This is a genomic window from Paenibacillus hunanensis (assembly GCF_014645615.1).
Classification (GTDB): Bacteria; Bacillota; Bacilli; order Paenibacillales; family Paenibacillaceae; genus Saccharibacillus; species Saccharibacillus hunanensis.
Genome location: NZ_BMMB01000003.1, coordinates 193,059 through 210,259, shown reverse-complemented (window position 1 = coordinate 210,259; position 17,201 = coordinate 193,059). Strand labels below are relative to the sequence as shown.

The window sequence follows — 17,201 nt, the reverse complement described above, 5'->3', positions numbered from 1 at the left end:
GCATCATTTAGATTATTTTCTATTATTTGGATATGGATGTCTGGCTGGCTGTTTATAGAGCTACATATACAGGCTTGTCGTGGCATTCATCAAGTAAAGCACACCTGGGCTGGAGAGCAGTTCAAGCTTTGTTGAGTTGTTATTTTATTTACATGCGATTAATGTTATTTCGTTAAGCACAGAATAACCTGCATGGCTCATACCTTCCATTACCGAAAGGGGAATTCATCATGAAAGCACTCACGTATCAGGGTAAGCAAAAGGTCAGCGTTAAAGATGTAGAGGATGCACGTATTCAAAAGGACGATGATATTGTTATCCGGGTAACCTCAACAGCAATCTGTGGTTCGGATTTGCACATTTTTAATGGTGCTATGCCAGTTGTCCATGATAATTATGTGATCGGGCATGAACCGATGGGAATTGTCGAAGAAGTGGGGCCGGGCGTAACCCGTGTGAAAAAGGGTGACCGTGTCGTTGTTCCATTTAACGTATCCTGTGGTGAATGCTTCTTCTGTAAAAATCAGATGGAGAGTCAGTGCGATAATTCGAACAAAATGGAAGAAAAAAATACAGGCGCTTATTTCGGCTTTGATATTTATGGAGGCTACCCAGGTGGTCAGGCTGAGCTGATGCGCGTACCGTATGCGAACTTCCTCCCTTTTGTCGTTCCAGAATCGGCTGAAGTAACGGATGAACAGGTGTTATTCCTATCGGATATTATTCCAACCGCTTACTGGAGCGTTGAAAGTGGCGGAGTGAAGGCGGGTGATACCGTTATTATCCTCGGTTGTGGCCCAGTTGGACTGCTTGCACAAAAATTCGCATGGCAAAAAGGCGCCAAGCGCGTTATCGCTGTCGATCATCTCCCCTATCGACTTGCTCATGCTAAACGTACCAACAATGTAGAGGTCATTAACTTCAAAGAAGTGGATGAAGTTGATCAGCATCTGCTGGAAATGACAAGCGGTGGAGCCGATGTCGTTATTGACTGTGTCGGTCTGGATGCGGAGAAAAATGTCGGTGAACGCGTGCAAACGGCATTGAAGCTACAGGGTGGTAGTCTGAGCGCATTCAATATTGCAGCTAACGTGGTACGCAAATTCGGTACGATTCAGGTTACCGGTGTGTATGGCGAGACGTATAATGGCTTCCCATTAGGTCATCTGTTTGAGCGTAATGTGAAGCTGGCGATGGGACAAGCACCTGTTGTACATTATATGCCAGAGCTGTTCAAGCAGATTGTCGATGGCAAGCTGGATGCGACCGATATTATTACGCACCATATCCCGTTACAGGATGCAGCCCATGCGTATGATATTTTCAATGATAAGCATGATGACTGCATCAAGGTTATTTTGAAGCCATAAGCGAGCATTCATCACGATTGTTTTATAAATCGTTATCATTGTGCAAGCCTGCGCCTGAGCTTATACGGGTGCAGGCTTTGTCATGTGTGCTTACCTAAATGGGTGATTCAAATAACTACATGATTGCCAATCAGCTACAGGGCAATTATAAGGAGTTGAGCTTGCTTAACATCCTGTATTGCTCATTCAATAGCCGAGCATATTGGAGTGGTTCAGTCCATGTAGATTGAGCTAAACGAAATAATGATACTGGTAAAAAACAGGTAGGGAATTGGTAAAGTACATATAGGAAATCAGCAGGAAATAGGCAGAAAATAATTAGGAGATGCAATTACATCTACATCTGACGTGCTGCATGATCTATCGCCTTTTGCATGGATGAGAGAGGATTAGCGATCATCGATCCATGCCCAACAGCAAGTAGGGAAGGGTTAAGCTCCAGTAAGCGTTGTGCACTTTGTAGTGAAATTGTCTTTGACCATGTAGCCAGCGCAGGGAAGGGGAAGCTCCAGCGTAACGAGCCGGATACGGCAATACCTCCACGTGTCTGAAACGCATCGCCTGCAATGATCGCAGAGGTGCGTGTATCTAATAATGAAATCGAGCCGGGCGTATGACCGGGTGTAGTAATAACCTGAAGCGAGCCAATACGATCGCCGTCTTCTAATAGCAGGCTGGCACGAGTACGAAGCTTTTTCGGTACACCACCACGAATAGGTGTTTGCGGCTCATCTGGATTAAGGGATACATCGCCGCTCATCAGACGAGAATCGCGAGTGGATACGCAGATGACTGCATCTGGATATAGCTTTGCCAGTGCATCCAGTGCTCCGATATGATCGCTGTGAATATGCGTTAACACGATATGCGTTAAAGGCTTGCCTGTTTGCTGGACAAAGCTATGGATTCCCTTCTCACTACCAGGTAGAGCCGCATCAATCAAGGTTAGATGATCCTCTTCTTCAATAACATAACAGTTTACCGGAAGAATAGCTGGAAAAAACGTTAATTGGTGCAAATGGGTTTTGCTAATCACTCTCATATTAACACTCCTTTTTCACCATAATAACTAATAGTATTAGTTTTAGCAAGAGTATAATTAATTAAAAATGAAATTATTTTATAAGATTGCATTCCGTTTCTTGATCGTAAGCTTCCTTTCAACGACTACCTGCGACTGTAAAAGAAAATAGGAATAGCCCCATTTTTCAGTACGCTGGAGCTGTTCAGAGCTATTCCTGATTTGCAGAGCTATTGCTACTTCTAGGCATTTGTTGATTGACCCATAGCCTTCAAGCCCTGCACATAGACATTCAAAATCCATTCGAAACTCTCATCAACATCTTCCTTGAGTGCAAAGCCCTTGCTTCGTTCCAATGAGCTAAAGCCATGCAGTATGCTACGTAAGCCGCGCGTGGCATGAATCATCTGCTCATCTGTCAGATGATAAGCGCTCAGCACCTGCCGGACAAGCTCCAAAATCTGTTGACTGAGCTGCTCCAATTGCTCATCCGGTTGCTCTGGTACATAAAGTGTTGCTTCATATAAACCGGGATGCTGACGTACGAAATGCAAATAGGCGCGAAACACTTCACGTATCGCCAGATCGCCTGCACGTCCAACCGCAGCCATCATGATCGTTTCCTTGAGCTGCTGTAAGCCAACAAGTGCCATTTCTCGGCGTAAGCCAGGTAATCCATCAATATGATTGTAGAGAGAAGGGGAGCGTACCTTTAACTGTTGTGCGAGCACCGATAAGGTAACTGCCTGCACACCTTGCTCATCAGCAAGCTGGATAGCTGCCTGAACAATCATGGACAAATTCAAACCGATTCGAGGTGACATATAGAATCCTCCTTTGTAGGTTAAGGATAAAAGTTAAAAATAAAACGATATAAGCGAAAATAGCATATTAAACTAATACCATTCATATATCAGCTATGCCAATTCATCATGTTGAGCTTCATTGTAAGCGATTGGGCTCCATTTGAACAGGTCAAAATAAAAACAGGCACCTGTTCGGTGCCTGCCTGAAAAGAAATAGTGTATGGATACGGTTGTACGCTTACTCCAGCTACTGGAACAGCCCCAGGACATTCTGGTGCTGGTTCCGCTCATGATCCGCGAAAACGAAGTAAGTAGCAAACAGCAATATTAGAATGCCCAGCCGCCTTGCTTAAAGATCGGCTCTTGCTGACCATCTTGCGTGATACCGTAGATGTCCATTTCACCAGAACCAATCATAAAGTCAACGTGTACGAGACTGTTGTTCAGACCGCGTGCAGTTAGCTCTTCACGATTCATTTGCTTACCGCCCTGTAAGTTGAATGCATACGCACTACCGATAGCAAGGTGGTTCGAAGCATTTTCGTCAAACAATGTGTTGTAGTAAAGGATATTTGATTCAGAGATTGGGGAACGGTGAGGTACAAGCGCGACTTCGCCCAGATAATGAGCGCCTTCGTCCATCTCAACCAGATGCGCCAGTGTATCCTGACCTTTTTCTGCCTCTACGCCAACGATGCGACCATCCTTGAAGGTCAGCTTGAAGTTGTCGATGATCGTACCGCCATAGCTCAGCGGCTTCGTGCTACTCACATAGCCGTTCACATCGGTTTTCAGTGGAGCCGTGAATACTTCCTCAGTTGGCATATTTGCGATAAATGCATCGCCACGTTCGCTGATGCTATCTGCCGCAGCCCACAGATGACCTTCCGGCAAGCCGATTGTCAGATCTGTACCTGGTGCAACATAGTGCAGCTGTTTGTAGGCTTTTTCATTCAAATAAGCCGCTTTTTCGTTCAGTAAGGAAACGTGCTTTTGCCATGCAGCAATCGTATCGCCCTCACCTACACGAACCGCTTTGAAAATGTAATCCCACATGTTGTTCACCTGTTCTTCCGCAGGAAGCTCAGGGAATACTTTAGCAGCCCATGATTCGGATGGTACAGCTACGATCGACCAGCTCATTTTGTCGGATTGTACATATTCACGATACTTGGACAGCACGATGCTGGACGCTTTTTGTGAAGCGGCGATACGCTTCGAATCGATGCCTTTCAGCAGATCTGGGTCATCGGAGACAACGTGCAGCACAGCGCCCTGGTTTTCAGCAAGCTCTTCCATCTCAGCTGCATACCATTTCGGCCCGATATCAAACGATTCATCCGGTGCAAGCTCGTAACGCATACGAGTCACTTGATCGTCACCCCAGTTGACTTTAACAAGCAAAGCCCCAGCCTCGTAAGCCTTGCGAGTTACCAGACGAACGAAGTCGACTGCATGAATAGGAGCGTTGATGATCAATTTCTGGCCCGCTTGTACGTTGACACCAACGCGCACAGCAAGCTCGGCATATTGCTCAAGTTTGGTCTGAAAATCTGACATGAATAGTTCCTCCGTTTCAACTGTCTATATGTGTATCGTTAATGCGCGCCTAAGAAAAGCGGACATTACGAAGTAACTGGGATCTTTACTACAGATAACCCGTCTCACCTATTTTACAGGATGTACACGTTAATGAAAACCTTTACCGAAAATGAAATTCATAAAACAAATGCATAAAGTGACATATGATGTGCGTAAAGTTGGAAATGTGGGTAAATTCCTATAAAATACGGTGTACATCTCACTGTTATCCGCAGATCCGAGATCGCTTCCGAGACACAGGTATGCAGATCATAATGGTGCAGGAGAGAGGGGAACAAGCATGAACGAGGATTGGAAGCAGGCACAGGAAGCATTACGTCAAATGACAGTCACAGGCAGTGAGACTAATGAACCGGTCGTCATCTCCGGTTATGCCGACGGGGTTCGATGCGTTGGTATCGGAACCGATGCTGCGGTATTTACGTATGATCAGACTCCGGGATATGCCTTTAAAGTATTCACCGAGCAGGCGAAGGATAAAATTCCGGTAGAGTTATCCGTATATGAACGATTGAAGGGTTCTCCCTTTTTCCCAACCTGTTATGGTCATGATGCGAATTATCTCGTACTCAGCTACGAAGCTGGTCCGACCTTACAGGATTGCTTGTTGCAGGGAATTGAGGTGCCGAAGCAGGTCATTACAGATGTAGAGGCAGCACGCAAATATGTGCGTGGAGTTGGCTTGAATCCACGCGATATCCATTTGAAAAATGTAATTATGCAAAACGGACGCGCCAAGGTAATTGACGTTTCCGAATATGTACACGAAGGAGACGATCGTCGCTGGGATCATCTCGTATGGGCGTACGAGCAATTTTATGATCGCATTGCCGGCAAAACGATTCCTTCATGGGTACTGGATACGATCAAAAACTGGTATGCGCGCATTGGCACGATGAATAATACATTAAATGTAGAGGAACTGGCGAAAAGAGCGGGCGATCTATTTTCTAAATATATGAAGTGACAGGGAAAAGAAAAGCCAGCGAATGATCTGATTAAATGAAAAGCCTTCTGCATCATGTACGCTTTGGTTGTTATACCGAAGCTGCTCGATGCAGAAGGCTTTATTTTTTTATTTATAGAATTCCATTCTATTGTATGAAAACTCGTTTGAGTTTACAGCTTACAGAAAGCAATCAGTTGTTGCAGCTCTTCTGCCATTGTAGACAGGTGGCGAGCGGAGGAAGCGACATCTTCCATCGTGGACAACTGCTCTTCGCTGGCAGCATTCATTTCTTGAATACCTGCGGATCCTTCTTCACAGATGGCGCTCAAATGCTCCATAGCTTCCGCAATTTGACGAGACTTGCTATTGGTGCTATCAATCAGCGAACCAGTCACATCAATACGCTCAGCTGTGCTGTCAACCGATTTACGAATGACTTCGAACGCAGCCATCACACGCTGACTTCCTTCAACCCCTGCCTGCACACTATGAACGGATTCTTCTGCCTGTTGAACCGCGCTCTGGCTTTCCTTTTGTACATCCAGCACCAGACCTGTGATGAGCGTAGAAGATTCTGCTGCACTTTCAGCCAGCTTGCGAATCTCTTCAGCGACGACAGCGAAGCCGCGACCTGCTTCACCGGCACGTGCTGCTTCAATTGAAGCATTAAGTGCAAGTAGATTCGTTTGTTTAGCAATTTGCTGAATAGCGGAGGAGGCATAGCCGATTTGCTCGGACTTTTGATTCAATGTGGTTAATACATTCAGTGTAGAGTGAATATCGGTCGCAAGATGCTGAATACGGCTCGTAATATCACGTACTTCACCAAGTCCTTGCTCGGCATTTTGCTTCATGTGCACAGTCAATTGATTGATTTCTTTGCTTGTGTGAGATACTTTTTCCATCTGATTAGCCATTTCGTTAACGGAATCTGTCACATCGATCACCGTTGTTGTTTGCGATGTAATTCCTGTAGCCAGCTCTCCAGAGGAAGAAGCGATATGAGCCGAAGCACGAGCAGTCTGGTCTGCACTTGCAGTTAATTCCTCTGAAGAAGCGGATAGTGTCATGGCACTGTCGTCGACACTTTTAATAATTTTACGCATGCTTTCGATCAGCTTGTTAAAGCCAGCAGACACACGACCAATCTCATCGCGAGCTTCATAGTCGGAAAGTACGGTCAGATCGCCGTCAGCCGCCTGTTGCATCAAGAGCTGAACACGGTTGAGTGGTTTGGAGATCAGTGTCGTAATCCAGATACCGACCAGCAGAGCAACGATAATTCCAGCTGCAATAACTACAATCGTGATCAATGTAGAAGTGAAATATGTTTGATCTGCGTTTTCTTTACTCTGTGTAGCTTCTTCAATCATATTCTCACGCAGTGCATTCACATTTTCATTTAACGTCGTGCGATAGTTTTCGAGATTAGTATAGGCTGTCTGAGCATCGGCTTTATTATTGGCAGCAATCGCATCCAGGAAGGTTTGACGAGTCTGAGCGAATTGATCAGCGGTTTTGGTAAGAGTGCTTAATAGAGTTTGATTCGCAGCGCTGAGCTGCAATTGCTGGAGCTTGGCATATTGCTGCTTTGTATCTGTAGCCGTTTTTTGAATATCGTCGATTAAGGACTTCTGTTGATTCGTATCGTTTGTGTTCATCAGACGAAGCAGCTTTACAGCATTGGAGCTGTAGTTAATCGGAATTTGATCCATGATCATGAGCGGTTGTAGATTATTTTGATAAATGCTAGTAGAGATATCAGACATCGTACGCGTAGAATTGGTTCCAGTCAGTCCAACAATAGCAAGCAACAGTAGATTGATCGTCATCAGGATAATGATTTTTGTACGAACGCGAATGTTTTTCATCGGTATCATTCCTTTTCTCAGTTGAAGTTAAAATCCATTTGCTGTAACAAGTTCCTATAACAGCGATTTCAATTGTGATGTCCAATATTTGTGCAAATGTAGTCATGATGTCTATTTAAAATAAGAGGTTTAAGAAGATGAATAAAACGATTACCTCTCTCATTTCGGATAATACTCCATCCTTATAATAAGTTTTAAGCTCTTTGCGCATAGTTCTTAGGAACCTGAAAACAAGGATTTTAAATTTGAAACTAAATCTTTATAACTAATTAAATTAATTATAGGGGTAGAATGAATTACACGGAATAGGAAAAATATCTTATATTGTCGAAAATGATCGAAATAAGAATGGTGTAGGGAGTTTGTTCGACATTTTACGCTATTCGATTAAATAGAGGGCTGTCCGGTTAAAGTTACGATAGGCTTACTTTTGAGATTTGAATAAGATGTACCATAGATAAGCTATTGTTTTAGGAAGCAATGCTGTTCGCGCATTAATTTTTGCAAGGTGATTTTGCAATATGTTCTTCAAACAAGTCATACTGGTGCTAGATGAATATCTGTATCACCACTACAGAAAGTGAAGCAATAGGAATACAACAAGAGACAATAGGAAGGGAATGAGTAATATGACAGATATATTAAATGAGATTGCGAAAAAGCATCTATATATAGGAGGAAAATGGCAGGAGGCAGCTTCGTATGAACCGCTGCATTCTCCATATCATGGTGGATTAATTGCTGAGGTTGCGGAAGCGAGTGCAGATGAGACTCGTCAGGCGATTGCAGCTGCGGCAGAGGCAACGACAACGATGCGCGATATGCCTGCTCATCAACGGGCGGCGATCCTGGAGCAGCTGGCGCGATTGCTTGAGGAACGTAAGGAAGAGGCAGCGCGCCTTATTGCGCTAGAAGGCTCAAAGCCACTCAAGGCTGCGCGAGCTGAAGTTGCTCGAACGATCGAAACGTATAAGTTCTCAGCAGAGGAAGCGAAGCGCATTCATGGAGAAACCGTACCGCTGGATGCAGCGGCAACAGGCGAAGGCAAGTTCGGCTATACGATCAAGGAGCCTGTCGGCGTGGTCGGTGCGATCACTCCATTTAACTTCCCGATGAACCTGGTTGCTCATAAGGTAGGTCCTGCGCTTGCAGCTGGTAATACCATTGTATTGAAACCGGCAGAGCAGACGCCATTATCCTCTTTCCTATTAGCGGAGCTATTAGAGCAAGCCGGTCTGCCAGCAGGAGCGCTCAATGTCGTGACCGGTGATGGGAAAACGGTAGGCGATACGATCGTAACGGATGATCGTGTGAAGGCATTATCATTTACCGGAAGCCCGGCGGTCGGTATATCGATTCGTTCACGCTCCGGTCTGAAAAAAGTAACATTAGAGCTAGGCTCGAATTCTGGATTGATCATTGATAAAGATACCGACGTAGCTGCAATGATCGATCGTGCTGTATCGGGTGCTTTTGGCAATCAGGGTCAGGTATGTATATCCGTTCAGCGCATTTATGTGCATGAGCATATTTTCGATACATTTGTAGAGCAATTTGTTACGGCTACAGCGAAGCTCAAGCTGGGTGATCCATTAGAAGAGGATACGGATGTGGCAGCAATGATCTCGGAAAAGGAACAAAAGCGTGCCCTGGAATGGATTGCGGAAGCAATCGAGCAGGGGGCTGAGGTTGTCTGCGGTAATGAAGTACAGGACGGCTGCTTGAAGCCAACGGTGTTACTGAATGTATCTCCAGAAGCACGCGTAGCCTGTCGCGAAGTATTCGCTCCTGTCGTCATGATCAATCGTGTACGTGATATGGAGGAAGCGGTTCAAGCGGTCAATCATTCGGATTATGGATTACAAGCAGGCATTTATACGACACAGCTGGATACTGCATTCCTTGCGATTCGCCAGCTTGAGGTGGGTGGGGTCATTGTGAATGATATTCCATCCTTCCGTGTCGATCAAATGCCATATGGAGGAGTCAAGCAAAGTGGCATTGGGCGCGAGGGTGTGAAGTACGCGATGGAGGATATGCTGGAGACCAAATTTGTCGTGTTTAATCAGCCACGCTAATCATTTACTTCCGTTTTATACAATTAAGCGGCTTGAGAGCTAAATAAAACGGTTAAAAAGACTGCGATTTATTCGCGATTCCTATATAAAAAAACGAAGCAGCTTAATCTGTATGTCAAATAAGACTTATAATTACGTTCATCCGTAGTTATAAGTCTTATTTGCGTTATAAAAAAGGGTTTTATTTGACCGTTTGTTAATTAAAAGGACTTTTGATGTTAGTTATTGAGCTATTTTGAAGAATTTTTCAATTTTTTAGTTAAAAAGGTATTTATTTTTTTTAGGAATCGTGATACGCTTTCTCCCGACACAAAATGTGTTCCATTAATTGCCAATTCAGGCTGATGAGAGGTGAGGAAGCGCTCATAGTGACGTAGTACTTAGCAAGGGCAGGCCGCTATACATAGCTGGCAGTGCATGTGGCACAGGCAATACGTAAGTTTGGCTTTAGGATCTTTCCAGTCGTGAAGAAAGCTCCACCATTTGCATTACAAAAAAACCAAGTGAACAGGGGAGAATACTTTGAAAAAAACAGTTGGTCTTTTACTTGCAGGTAGCTTGCTCGTTGGTGCTACAACGTCCGCTTTCGCAGCAGAAGCAAATGATCTGGCACCACTCGGTGATTACACGCCAAAATTGATTACGCAAGCAACAGGCATCACTGGCGCTAGTGGCGATGCTAAAGTATGGAAGTTCCTGGAGAAGCAAAAACGTACCATCGTAACCGATGATGCAGCTTCTGCTGATGTGAAGGAATTGTTTGAGATCACAAAACGTCAATCCGATTCTCAAACCGGTACAGAGCACTATCGCCTGAACCAAACCTTTAAAGGCATCCCAGTCTATGGCGCAGAGCAAACACTGCACTTTGACAAATCCGGCAATGTATCTCTGTACATGGGTCAGGTTGTTGAGGATGTGTCCGCTAAACTGGAAGCTTCCGATTCCAAAAAAGGCGTAACTGAGGATGTATACGCTTCGGATACGAAAAATGATCTGGTAACACCAGAAATCAGCGCTTCTCAAGCCATCTCGATTGCTGAAAAGGATGCAGCTTCCAAAATCGGCTCCCTCGGCGAAGCACAAAAAACGCCAGAAGCGAAGCTGTATATCTACGCTCCTGAGGATCAAGCAGCACGTCTGGCTTATGTGACAGAAGTAAACGTACTGGAGCCATCTCCGCTGCGTACTCGCTATTTTGTAGATGCAAAAACAGGTTCGATCCTGTTCCAATATGATCTGATTGAGCATGCAACAGGTACAGGTAAAGGGGTACTGGGTGATACCAAGTCCTTCACTGTAGGTACTTCCGGTTCTTCCTATGTGATGACTGATAGCACGCGTGGAAAAGGTATCCAAACCTACACGGCGTCTAACCGCACATCACTGCCAGGTAGCACTGTAACGAGCAGCAGCAGCACATTTAACGATCCAGCATCTGTCGATGCCCATGCGTATGCACAAAAAGTATATGATTTCTACAAATCCAACTTTAACCGCAACAGCATCGACGGTAATGGTCTGGCTATCCGCTCCACTACGCACTATTCCACACGTTATAACAATGCGTTCTGGAATGGTTCCCAAATGGTATACGGTGATGGCGATGGTTCGCAATTCATCGCATTCTCCGGCGACCTTGACGTAGTAGGTCACGAGCTGACACACGGTGTAACCGAGTACACAGCGAACCTGGAATACTATGGTCAATCCGGTGCACTGAACGAATCCATTTCGGATATCTTTGGTAACACAATCGAAGGTAAAAACTGGATGGTAGGCGATGCGATCTACACACCAGGCGTATCCGGCGATGCTCTTCGCTACATGGATGATCCAACAAAAGGTGGACAACCAGCGCGTATGGCAGATTACAACAACACAAGCGCTGATAATGGCGGTGTACACACAAACAGTGGTATCCCGAATAAAGCATACTACTTGCTGGCACAGGGTGGCACATTTGGCGGTGTAAATGTAACAGGTATCGGTCGCTCGCAAGCGATCCAGATCGTTTACCGTGCACTAACATACTACCTGACATCCACATCTAACTTCTCGAACTACCGTTCTGCAATGGTGCAAGCATCTACAGACCTGTACGGTGCAAACTCTACACAAACAACAGCGGTGAAAAACTCGCTGAGCGCAGTAGGCATTAACTAAGTTCTATTCCTTCTTCCTGCTAAATGAAGTGGAGCAGTCGATGTGCATGAAATTGCATGTCGGCTGCTCTTCTCTATACATAGCCCAACTGAAATAGCCAAAGTGGAGTAGCAAAAAAAGCATTATAGCTATAATTGAACAGTTGTCAATACTTTTACACCATTTTTGACCAATTGTTGAATAATGTGACGCTAAATGTTATCTATAAACCAAAAAATATAAAAAATACCTTTAATTCATCTAAAAAAGTATTTATTTTCTTTAGGAATCATGATAATATTCTTCCAACACATACTATGGTGTTACATTATTTACAAGACAGTAGAATGAAAAGGAAGGTGAAGGGAACACTTTCTAGATCAGCAGCAATTTGGTACATAATCGTTGCTCTGCATCGAAACCGTAGTGTCGACTGGAAGACAGGAGAGAGCAGGGAACAACAGCAGGAGAAGCTTCTCTGGTACAGCTTTACCATTTCACATGAATAGGGGATAATTCTATGAAAAAAACAGCAAGCTTTTTACTCGCAGGTACATTGTTACTCAGTGCGAACACATCGATCTTCGCAGCAGGTGCAAGCGAACTCGCACCATTAGGTGATTACACACCGAAAATGATCACTCAGACGAGCATTAGTGGTTCTTCGAACGATGAGAAGGTTTGGAAGTTCCTGGAGAAGCAAAAGCGTTCGCTCGTATCAAACGGTACAGCATCTGAAAATGTCAAAGACCTGTTCGAGATCACCAAGCGTGAGCCAGATTCCAAAACAGGCACGGATCATTATCGACTGGCGCAAACGTACAAAGGCGTTCCGATCTACGGAGCAGAGCAGACGCTGCACTTTGACAAAGCTGGCAATGTATCCCTGTATATGGGTAAGGTTGTTGAGGACGTATACGGTAAGCTGAACACAGGCGAGGCAAAGGTCGAGACGAAGGTCGCTGAAGATGTATATGGTGAAGCTAACGATACTACAGCAACAGACGATCTGGTAACACCGAACATTAGCGCTTCTGAGGCAGTTTCGATTGCGGAGAAGGACGCTGCTTCGAAGATCGGCTCGCTCGGTGAAGCGATGAGCCCGGAGCAAGCGAAGCTGTACATTTACGCACCAGAAGATCAGGATGCACGCCTTGTGTATGTAACCGAGGTGAATGTACTTGATCCAGAGCCACTGCGCACGCGTTACTTCATTGATGCCAAATCTGGCTCGATCCTGTTCCAATATGATCTGCTGGAGCATGCAACAGGTACAGGTAAAGGGGTGCTCGGTGATACCAAGTCTCTGACGGTTACACAATCCGGTACACGCTACCTTCTGCGTGATACAACGCGTGGTGGTGGTATCGAAACGTATACAATCAACAATCGCACATCCGGCTCCATGTCGACGGTTTCCAGCACCAGCTCGGTCTTCAATGATCCAGCAGCCGTAGATGCCCATGCGTATGCAGCGAAAGTGTATGACTTCTACAAAAATACATTTAACCGTAACAGCATCGACGGCTCTGGTATGAATATTCGTTCGATCACACACTATGGTTCCAAGTATAACAATGCCTTCTGGAATGGCTCCTACATGGTATATGGCGATGGAGATGGTAAGGTATTCACCTCGCTGTCCGGAGCGCTGGATGTAGTCGGTCACGAAATGACACACGGCGTTGTTGAGCATACAGCAAACCTCGAATACATGAATCAATCCGGTGCACTGAATGAATCGATTGCCGATATGTTCGGTAGCGTGATTCAAGGCAAAAATGACTGGCTGATCGGTGAAGATGTGTACACACCTGGCAAATCCGGCGATGCGCTTCGCTCGATGGCTGATCCTACACTGTATGGCGATCCAGCACATATGGATGACTATAAAAACCTGCCAAATACAGAAGAAGGCGACTATGGTGGTGTACACACGAACAGTGGTATTCCAAACAAAGCATTCTATCTGCTGTCGAGTGGTGGCACATTTGAAGGTGTAACTGTAAAAGGTATCGGTAACAGCCAGGCGATCTCGATTGTATATCGCGCACTGACGCTGTATCTGACATCCACTTCTGACTTTGCCGATTTCCGTGCAGCAATGACACAGGCAGCAACCGATCTGTATGGTGCAAGTGCAAGCCAAACAACCTCTGTGAAAAACGCATTTGATGCTGTAGGCATTTTTTAAGCCAGCCACTCGCGTTATTCATGATAACCGTATTGTATAATATAGAAGCTTCTCTGCCTGTGTTGTGGACGATATAGTGGTATATGTCTCCTGCAACACAGAGAATAGAAGCAGAGTAGCTTCAGACAATCCACATATTATTATGTTGGAAACGGACATTTAATGTTGGTTTCGGTTATCAGAAATATAGACGACTGATCGTTCCCCCGATCAGTCGTCTTTTTATTGTGTAGATTTCTGTAAGTAGTTTTCAATTTGCAAATTGAGTCTTAGCGACCAATTGTACGGGAGTTTAGCAAGTATAGCTGACAGGCTCTGTGAAAATTTTGAGAAATAAATGAATATATATACGAAAAAGGGGACTATAATCCCAGAAATAAATGTTGTTTTATGTCGCAAAAAATGATCTTTTTTACATATAATCATCCTTTATCAACATTATAAATTTGTTTTACAAGAAAATTTTCAAAAAAATCAACAAATAAACAAAGAAAGATGCTATGATAGGCAACATAACAAAATCATTTCTCTTTGAAAACCCACAAAAAGGAGTGGAAGACATGGAACGCGAATTGGCATTGGAAATTGTAAGAGTAACGGAAGTAGCGGCGTTGGCTTCGGCTCCCTGGATGGGACGCGGTGACAAAAACAGCGCAGACGAAGCAGCAACGCTCGCGATGAGAGCGATGTTCGACTCCGTATCGATCAATGGTACGGTCGTCATCGGTGAAGGAGAAATGGATGAAGCTCCGATGCTCTATATTGGAGAAAAGGTTGGCAGTACGCAGGCTCCCGAAGTGGATGTAGCGGTTGATCCACTGGAAGGAACAGCTATCGTAGCAAAGGGGCTGAATAATGCACTATCTGTTATCGCTGTAGCTGACAAAGGTAATCTATTGCATGCACCTGATATGTATATGGAAAAGCTAGCAGTAGGCCCGGCGCTCGTTGGCAAGCTGAGTATTGAAGACCCGGTTGATGTCACACTTCGTAAGGCAGCGAAGGCACTTGGTAAAAAGATGGCGGATCTGACCGTAATGATTCTGGATCGTGATCGTCATGAGAGTATTATCAAGGTGCTTCGCAAAACAGGAGTGCGGATTAAGTTCCTCAGCGATGGCGATGTAGCTGGCGCGATGGCACCCGCTTTTCCCGAAGCCGGTATTGATCTGTATATTGGCTCCGGTGGCGCACCGGAGGGTGTACTTGCCGCAGCTGCCTTGTCTTGCCTTGGTGGTGAGATTCAGGGTAGATTGATGCCAGCGAATGCAGACGAATTCGCACGCTGCAAGGCGATGGGCATTGAAGATCCGTATCGTGTGTTAACGATGCAGGATATGATTGGTACAGACGATGTGATCTTTGCAGCAACAGGTGTAACACCCGGTGAGATTCTCGGTGGTGTTCGCTACCTGGCAGATGAGCGCGCAGAGACGCATTCGATCGTAATGCGTGCCAAAACGAAAACGATTCGTTACATCAAATCCCTTCATTACCTGCCAAACAAGGAAGTGGTGCACAAGGTGCAGAAAATTCAAGCATCCGGTTCACCGGAGGAACGCCGTTCCGCTGCGATCGATTCGGCGAACGCAAAGTCCAAGCCAGTTGCGGTAAAGCAAGCGTGAATGTGATCGCAGGTGCTTGAGTCGACGATACGGACGCTGCTTACTCAAAATGGCGAAAGGTTAATGTAATGGATCATGTATAGAACAGCATGCTTTGGATGAACCATGCTTTAGATGCACACTGTATAATGATAATGCTGAATAATAGGGCGTTGATCGTTATCGATTGGACATGATTGATCGGTGTTCTCTCTATCACGCCAGTATATGGTCTCCCCCATATCGCGGCGGCCCCCAGGGAGCATCGCCTTATGCTTGATGGAGAGCACTGTTAATCTATATTGTATGACCTCCGCATTGGACAGCCTGTTAAGGGCTGTCTCTTTTTTTGTCGAGATACTTATAGATGAATAGCAGATGGGTATGCGAGCATGATGTGGTATCGCTGTGAGGATAAAATCATAACGCTCTTTTTTGTCATACCAGTTTCTTATACCGATTTCTCATATTGATTGCGCATGCTAATGTTGCCTATCGATGGATGTAAGCTTCATTATCATCCTTCTACCGTTTGAACTGCAATGTAAAATCAGCTACGATAAGGAAACATCCCTGAACAGGGAAAATATAGATAGCTGCTTGCTACGTGACAGGTAGGATACAGGCTACTATACAATGCAGCACCAATACACAACAAAGAAGTCGAAGGAGGATCTTATGATCATTGGAGTCGTATCGGACACTCATCTACTCAGTCATCGACTGACTCTTCCCAAAACACTTGTAGAAGGGTTGGCAGATGCCGAGCTTATTATTCATGCAGGCGATTTTTGCGATTGGGGCGTTTATGAATTATTAGAGCAGCTCGCACCTGTGGAAGCCGTAGCCGGTAATAATGATCCAGGTACGATCGTTAAGCGTCTCGGACAGAAGAAGATCATTACAGCAGGCGGTAAGCAAATCGGTATTGTGCATGGTGATGGTGGATTTCGCGGTAGTACGCCGGATCGAGCCTTTCACTCCTTTGAACCGGATGAGGTCGATGTGATTGTATTTGGTCATTCGCATGTTCCTTTTGCTGAGGAGCGTCAGGGTGTGCTGCTATTCAATCCCGGCTCCCCTACGGATAAACGAATGCAGCCACGTTATTCTTATGGCAAGCTATTCGTTGAGGGCGAGCAGATTCGTTATGAGCATTACTTTTTTGATAAAGAACGTAGCAATGGGTGAATATAGAATTGTATAGAGCATCACTGCGTAGATCGTAAAATTGAAATATCGGTATCGACTAAGTTAAAGTATGATTATCGACTCAGCACGGGTAACAGCAACAGGTATAGAGCATCAGCGTGGATCATTTTCCAATCGATGGTAGGAATAAGCGCTATCATGAGTGTGGAAAAGGGTGATCTTCTGCGGATGCTCTATTTTTTATGAATTTTTAAGATTTTTATGGGCTGTTCTTAATGTTGTTCATACAAAATACATATACATCATATTTAATAGAGCAATCAGATCAGCAGGGTCATCGGCACCATGATCTGAACACCGCTAACGGTTATGGCGGACATACTCTGTTCTACATAACCGATCATTTAAA

At 44.9% G+C, this 17,201-nt stretch carries 12 protein-coding genes; 8 read left to right on the top strand and 4 right to left on the bottom strand.

Annotated features, from left to right (window positions below; genetic code table 11):
- Positions 1–230: 230 nt before the first annotated feature.
- Positions 231–1,370 carry a zinc-dependent alcohol dehydrogenase gene (locus IEX62_RS07225; RefSeq protein ID WP_188774763.1) on the top strand — a complete coding sequence of 380 codons (1,140 nt, stop codon included), beginning with the start codon at positions 231–233 and terminating at the stop codon, positions 1,368–1,370.
- Between the two features lie 337 nt (positions 1,371–1,707).
- Here IEX62_RS07225 and IEX62_RS07220 read toward each other — a convergent pair whose 3' ends face one another.
- Both IEX62_RS07220 and IEX62_RS07215 read right to left on the bottom strand, forming a co-directional pair.
- Positions 1,708–2,412, bottom strand: a complete 705-nt coding sequence (locus IEX62_RS07220) for an MBL fold metallo-hydrolase (RefSeq protein WP_188774762.1) — start codon at positions 2,410–2,412, stop codon at positions 1,708–1,710.
- Positions 2,413–2,633: 221 nt separating this feature from the next.
- Complete coding sequence (locus IEX62_RS07215) at positions 2,634–3,215, bottom strand: TetR/AcrR family transcriptional regulator (RefSeq protein ID WP_188774761.1); 582 nt, start codon at positions 3,213–3,215, stop codon at positions 2,634–2,636.
- Positions 3,216–3,417: 202 nt separating this feature from the next.
- Here IEX62_RS07215 and IEX62_RS23720 point away from each other — a divergent pair, with 202 nt between their 5' ends.
- The gene (locus IEX62_RS23720) at positions 3,418–3,528 is read left to right on the top strand and encodes an AraC family transcriptional regulator N-terminal domain-containing protein (protein ID WP_229685668.1); all 111 of its coding nucleotides are present in this window, start codon (positions 3,418–3,420) and stop codon (positions 3,526–3,528) included.
- On the opposite strand, the gene IEX62_RS07210 is transcribed toward IEX62_RS23720, so the two are convergent.
- Positions 3,525–4,757 carry an aminopeptidase gene (locus tag IEX62_RS07210; protein WP_188774760.1) on the bottom strand — a complete coding sequence of 411 codons (1,233 nt, stop codon included), beginning with the start codon at positions 4,755–4,757 and terminating at the stop codon, positions 3,525–3,527. The genes IEX62_RS23720 and IEX62_RS07210 overlap by 4 nt on opposite strands.
- A gap of 322 nt (positions 4,758–5,079) precedes the next feature.
- Here IEX62_RS07210 and IEX62_RS07205 point away from each other — a divergent pair, with 322 nt between their 5' ends.
- Positions 5,080–5,766: a serine/threonine protein kinase gene (locus IEX62_RS07205; RefSeq protein WP_188774759.1), complete on the top strand. Its 687-nt coding sequence runs from the start codon at positions 5,080–5,082 to the stop codon at positions 5,764–5,766.
- 152 nt (positions 5,767–5,918) lie between these two features.
- On the opposite strand, the gene IEX62_RS07200 is transcribed toward IEX62_RS07205, so the two are convergent.
- Positions 5,919–7,619 carry a methyl-accepting chemotaxis protein gene (locus IEX62_RS07200; protein ID WP_188774758.1) on the bottom strand — a complete coding sequence of 567 codons (1,701 nt, stop codon included), beginning with the start codon at positions 7,617–7,619 and terminating at the stop codon, positions 5,919–5,921.
- Positions 7,620–8,248: 629 nt separating this feature from the next.
- On the opposite strand from IEX62_RS07200, the gene IEX62_RS07195 reads away from it, so the two are divergent.
- The 5 genes from IEX62_RS07195 (at position 8,249) to IEX62_RS07175 (ending at position 16,831) form a co-directional block, all read left to right on the top strand.
- On the top strand, positions 8,249–9,697 hold the full coding sequence (locus IEX62_RS07195) for an aldehyde dehydrogenase family protein (protein ID WP_188774757.1): 1,449 nt from the start codon (positions 8,249–8,251) through the stop codon (positions 9,695–9,697).
- A gap of 522 nt (positions 9,698–10,219) precedes the next feature.
- Complete coding sequence (locus IEX62_RS07190; RefSeq protein WP_188774756.1) at positions 10,220–11,863, top strand: M4 family metallopeptidase; 1,644 nt, start codon at positions 10,220–10,222, stop codon at positions 11,861–11,863.
- Between the two features lie 499 nt (positions 11,864–12,362).
- Positions 12,363–14,036 carry a M4 family metallopeptidase gene (locus tag IEX62_RS07185; protein WP_188774755.1) on the top strand — a complete coding sequence of 558 codons (1,674 nt, stop codon included), beginning with the start codon at positions 12,363–12,365 and terminating at the stop codon, positions 14,034–14,036.
- A gap of 560 nt (positions 14,037–14,596) precedes the next feature.
- Complete coding sequence (gene glpX, locus IEX62_RS07180; RefSeq protein ID WP_188774754.1) at positions 14,597–15,661, top strand: class II fructose-bisphosphatase; 1,065 nt, start codon at positions 14,597–14,599, stop codon at positions 15,659–15,661.
- Between the two features lie 657 nt (positions 15,662–16,318).
- On the top strand, positions 16,319–16,831 hold the full coding sequence (locus tag IEX62_RS07175; protein WP_188774753.1) for a metallophosphoesterase family protein: 513 nt from the start codon (positions 16,319–16,321) through the stop codon (positions 16,829–16,831).
- Positions 16,832–17,201: the final 370 nt, after the last annotated feature.

Bases quoted from the DNA above. Each gene is read 5' to 3' on its own strand.
- IEX62_RS07220 (WP_188774762.1), bottom strand. From the start codon at position 2,412: ATGAGAGTGATTAGCAAAACCCATTTGCACCAATTAACGTTTTTTCCA.
- glpX (WP_188774754.1), top strand. From the start codon at position 14,597: ATGGAACGCGAATTGGCATTGGAAATTGTAAGAGTAACGGAAGTAGCG.
- IEX62_RS07215 (WP_188774761.1), bottom strand. From the start codon at position 3,215: ATGTCACCTCGAATCGGTTTGAATTTGTCCATGATTGTTCAGGCAGCT.
- IEX62_RS07210 (WP_188774760.1), bottom strand. From the start codon at position 4,757: ATGTCAGATTTTCAGACCAAACTTGAGCAATATGCCGAGCTTGCTGTG.
- IEX62_RS23720 (WP_229685668.1), top strand. From the start codon at position 3,418: ATGGATACGGTTGTACGCTTACTCCAGCTACTGGAACAGCCCCAGGAC.
- IEX62_RS07175 (WP_188774753.1), top strand. From the start codon at position 16,319: ATGATCATTGGAGTCGTATCGGACACTCATCTACTCAGTCATCGACTG.
- IEX62_RS07185 (WP_188774755.1), top strand. From the start codon at position 12,363: ATGAAAAAAACAGCAAGCTTTTTACTCGCAGGTACATTGTTACTCAGT.
- IEX62_RS07195 (WP_188774757.1), top strand. From the start codon at position 8,249: ATGACAGATATATTAAATGAGATTGCGAAAAAGCATCTATATATAGGA.
- IEX62_RS07200 (WP_188774758.1), bottom strand. From the start codon at position 7,619: ATGAAAAACATTCGCGTTCGTACAAAAATCATTATCCTGATGACGATC.
- IEX62_RS07205 (WP_188774759.1), top strand. From the start codon at position 5,080: ATGAACGAGGATTGGAAGCAGGCACAGGAAGCATTACGTCAAATGACA.
- IEX62_RS07225 (WP_188774763.1), top strand. From the start codon at position 231: ATGAAAGCACTCACGTATCAGGGTAAGCAAAAGGTCAGCGTTAAAGAT.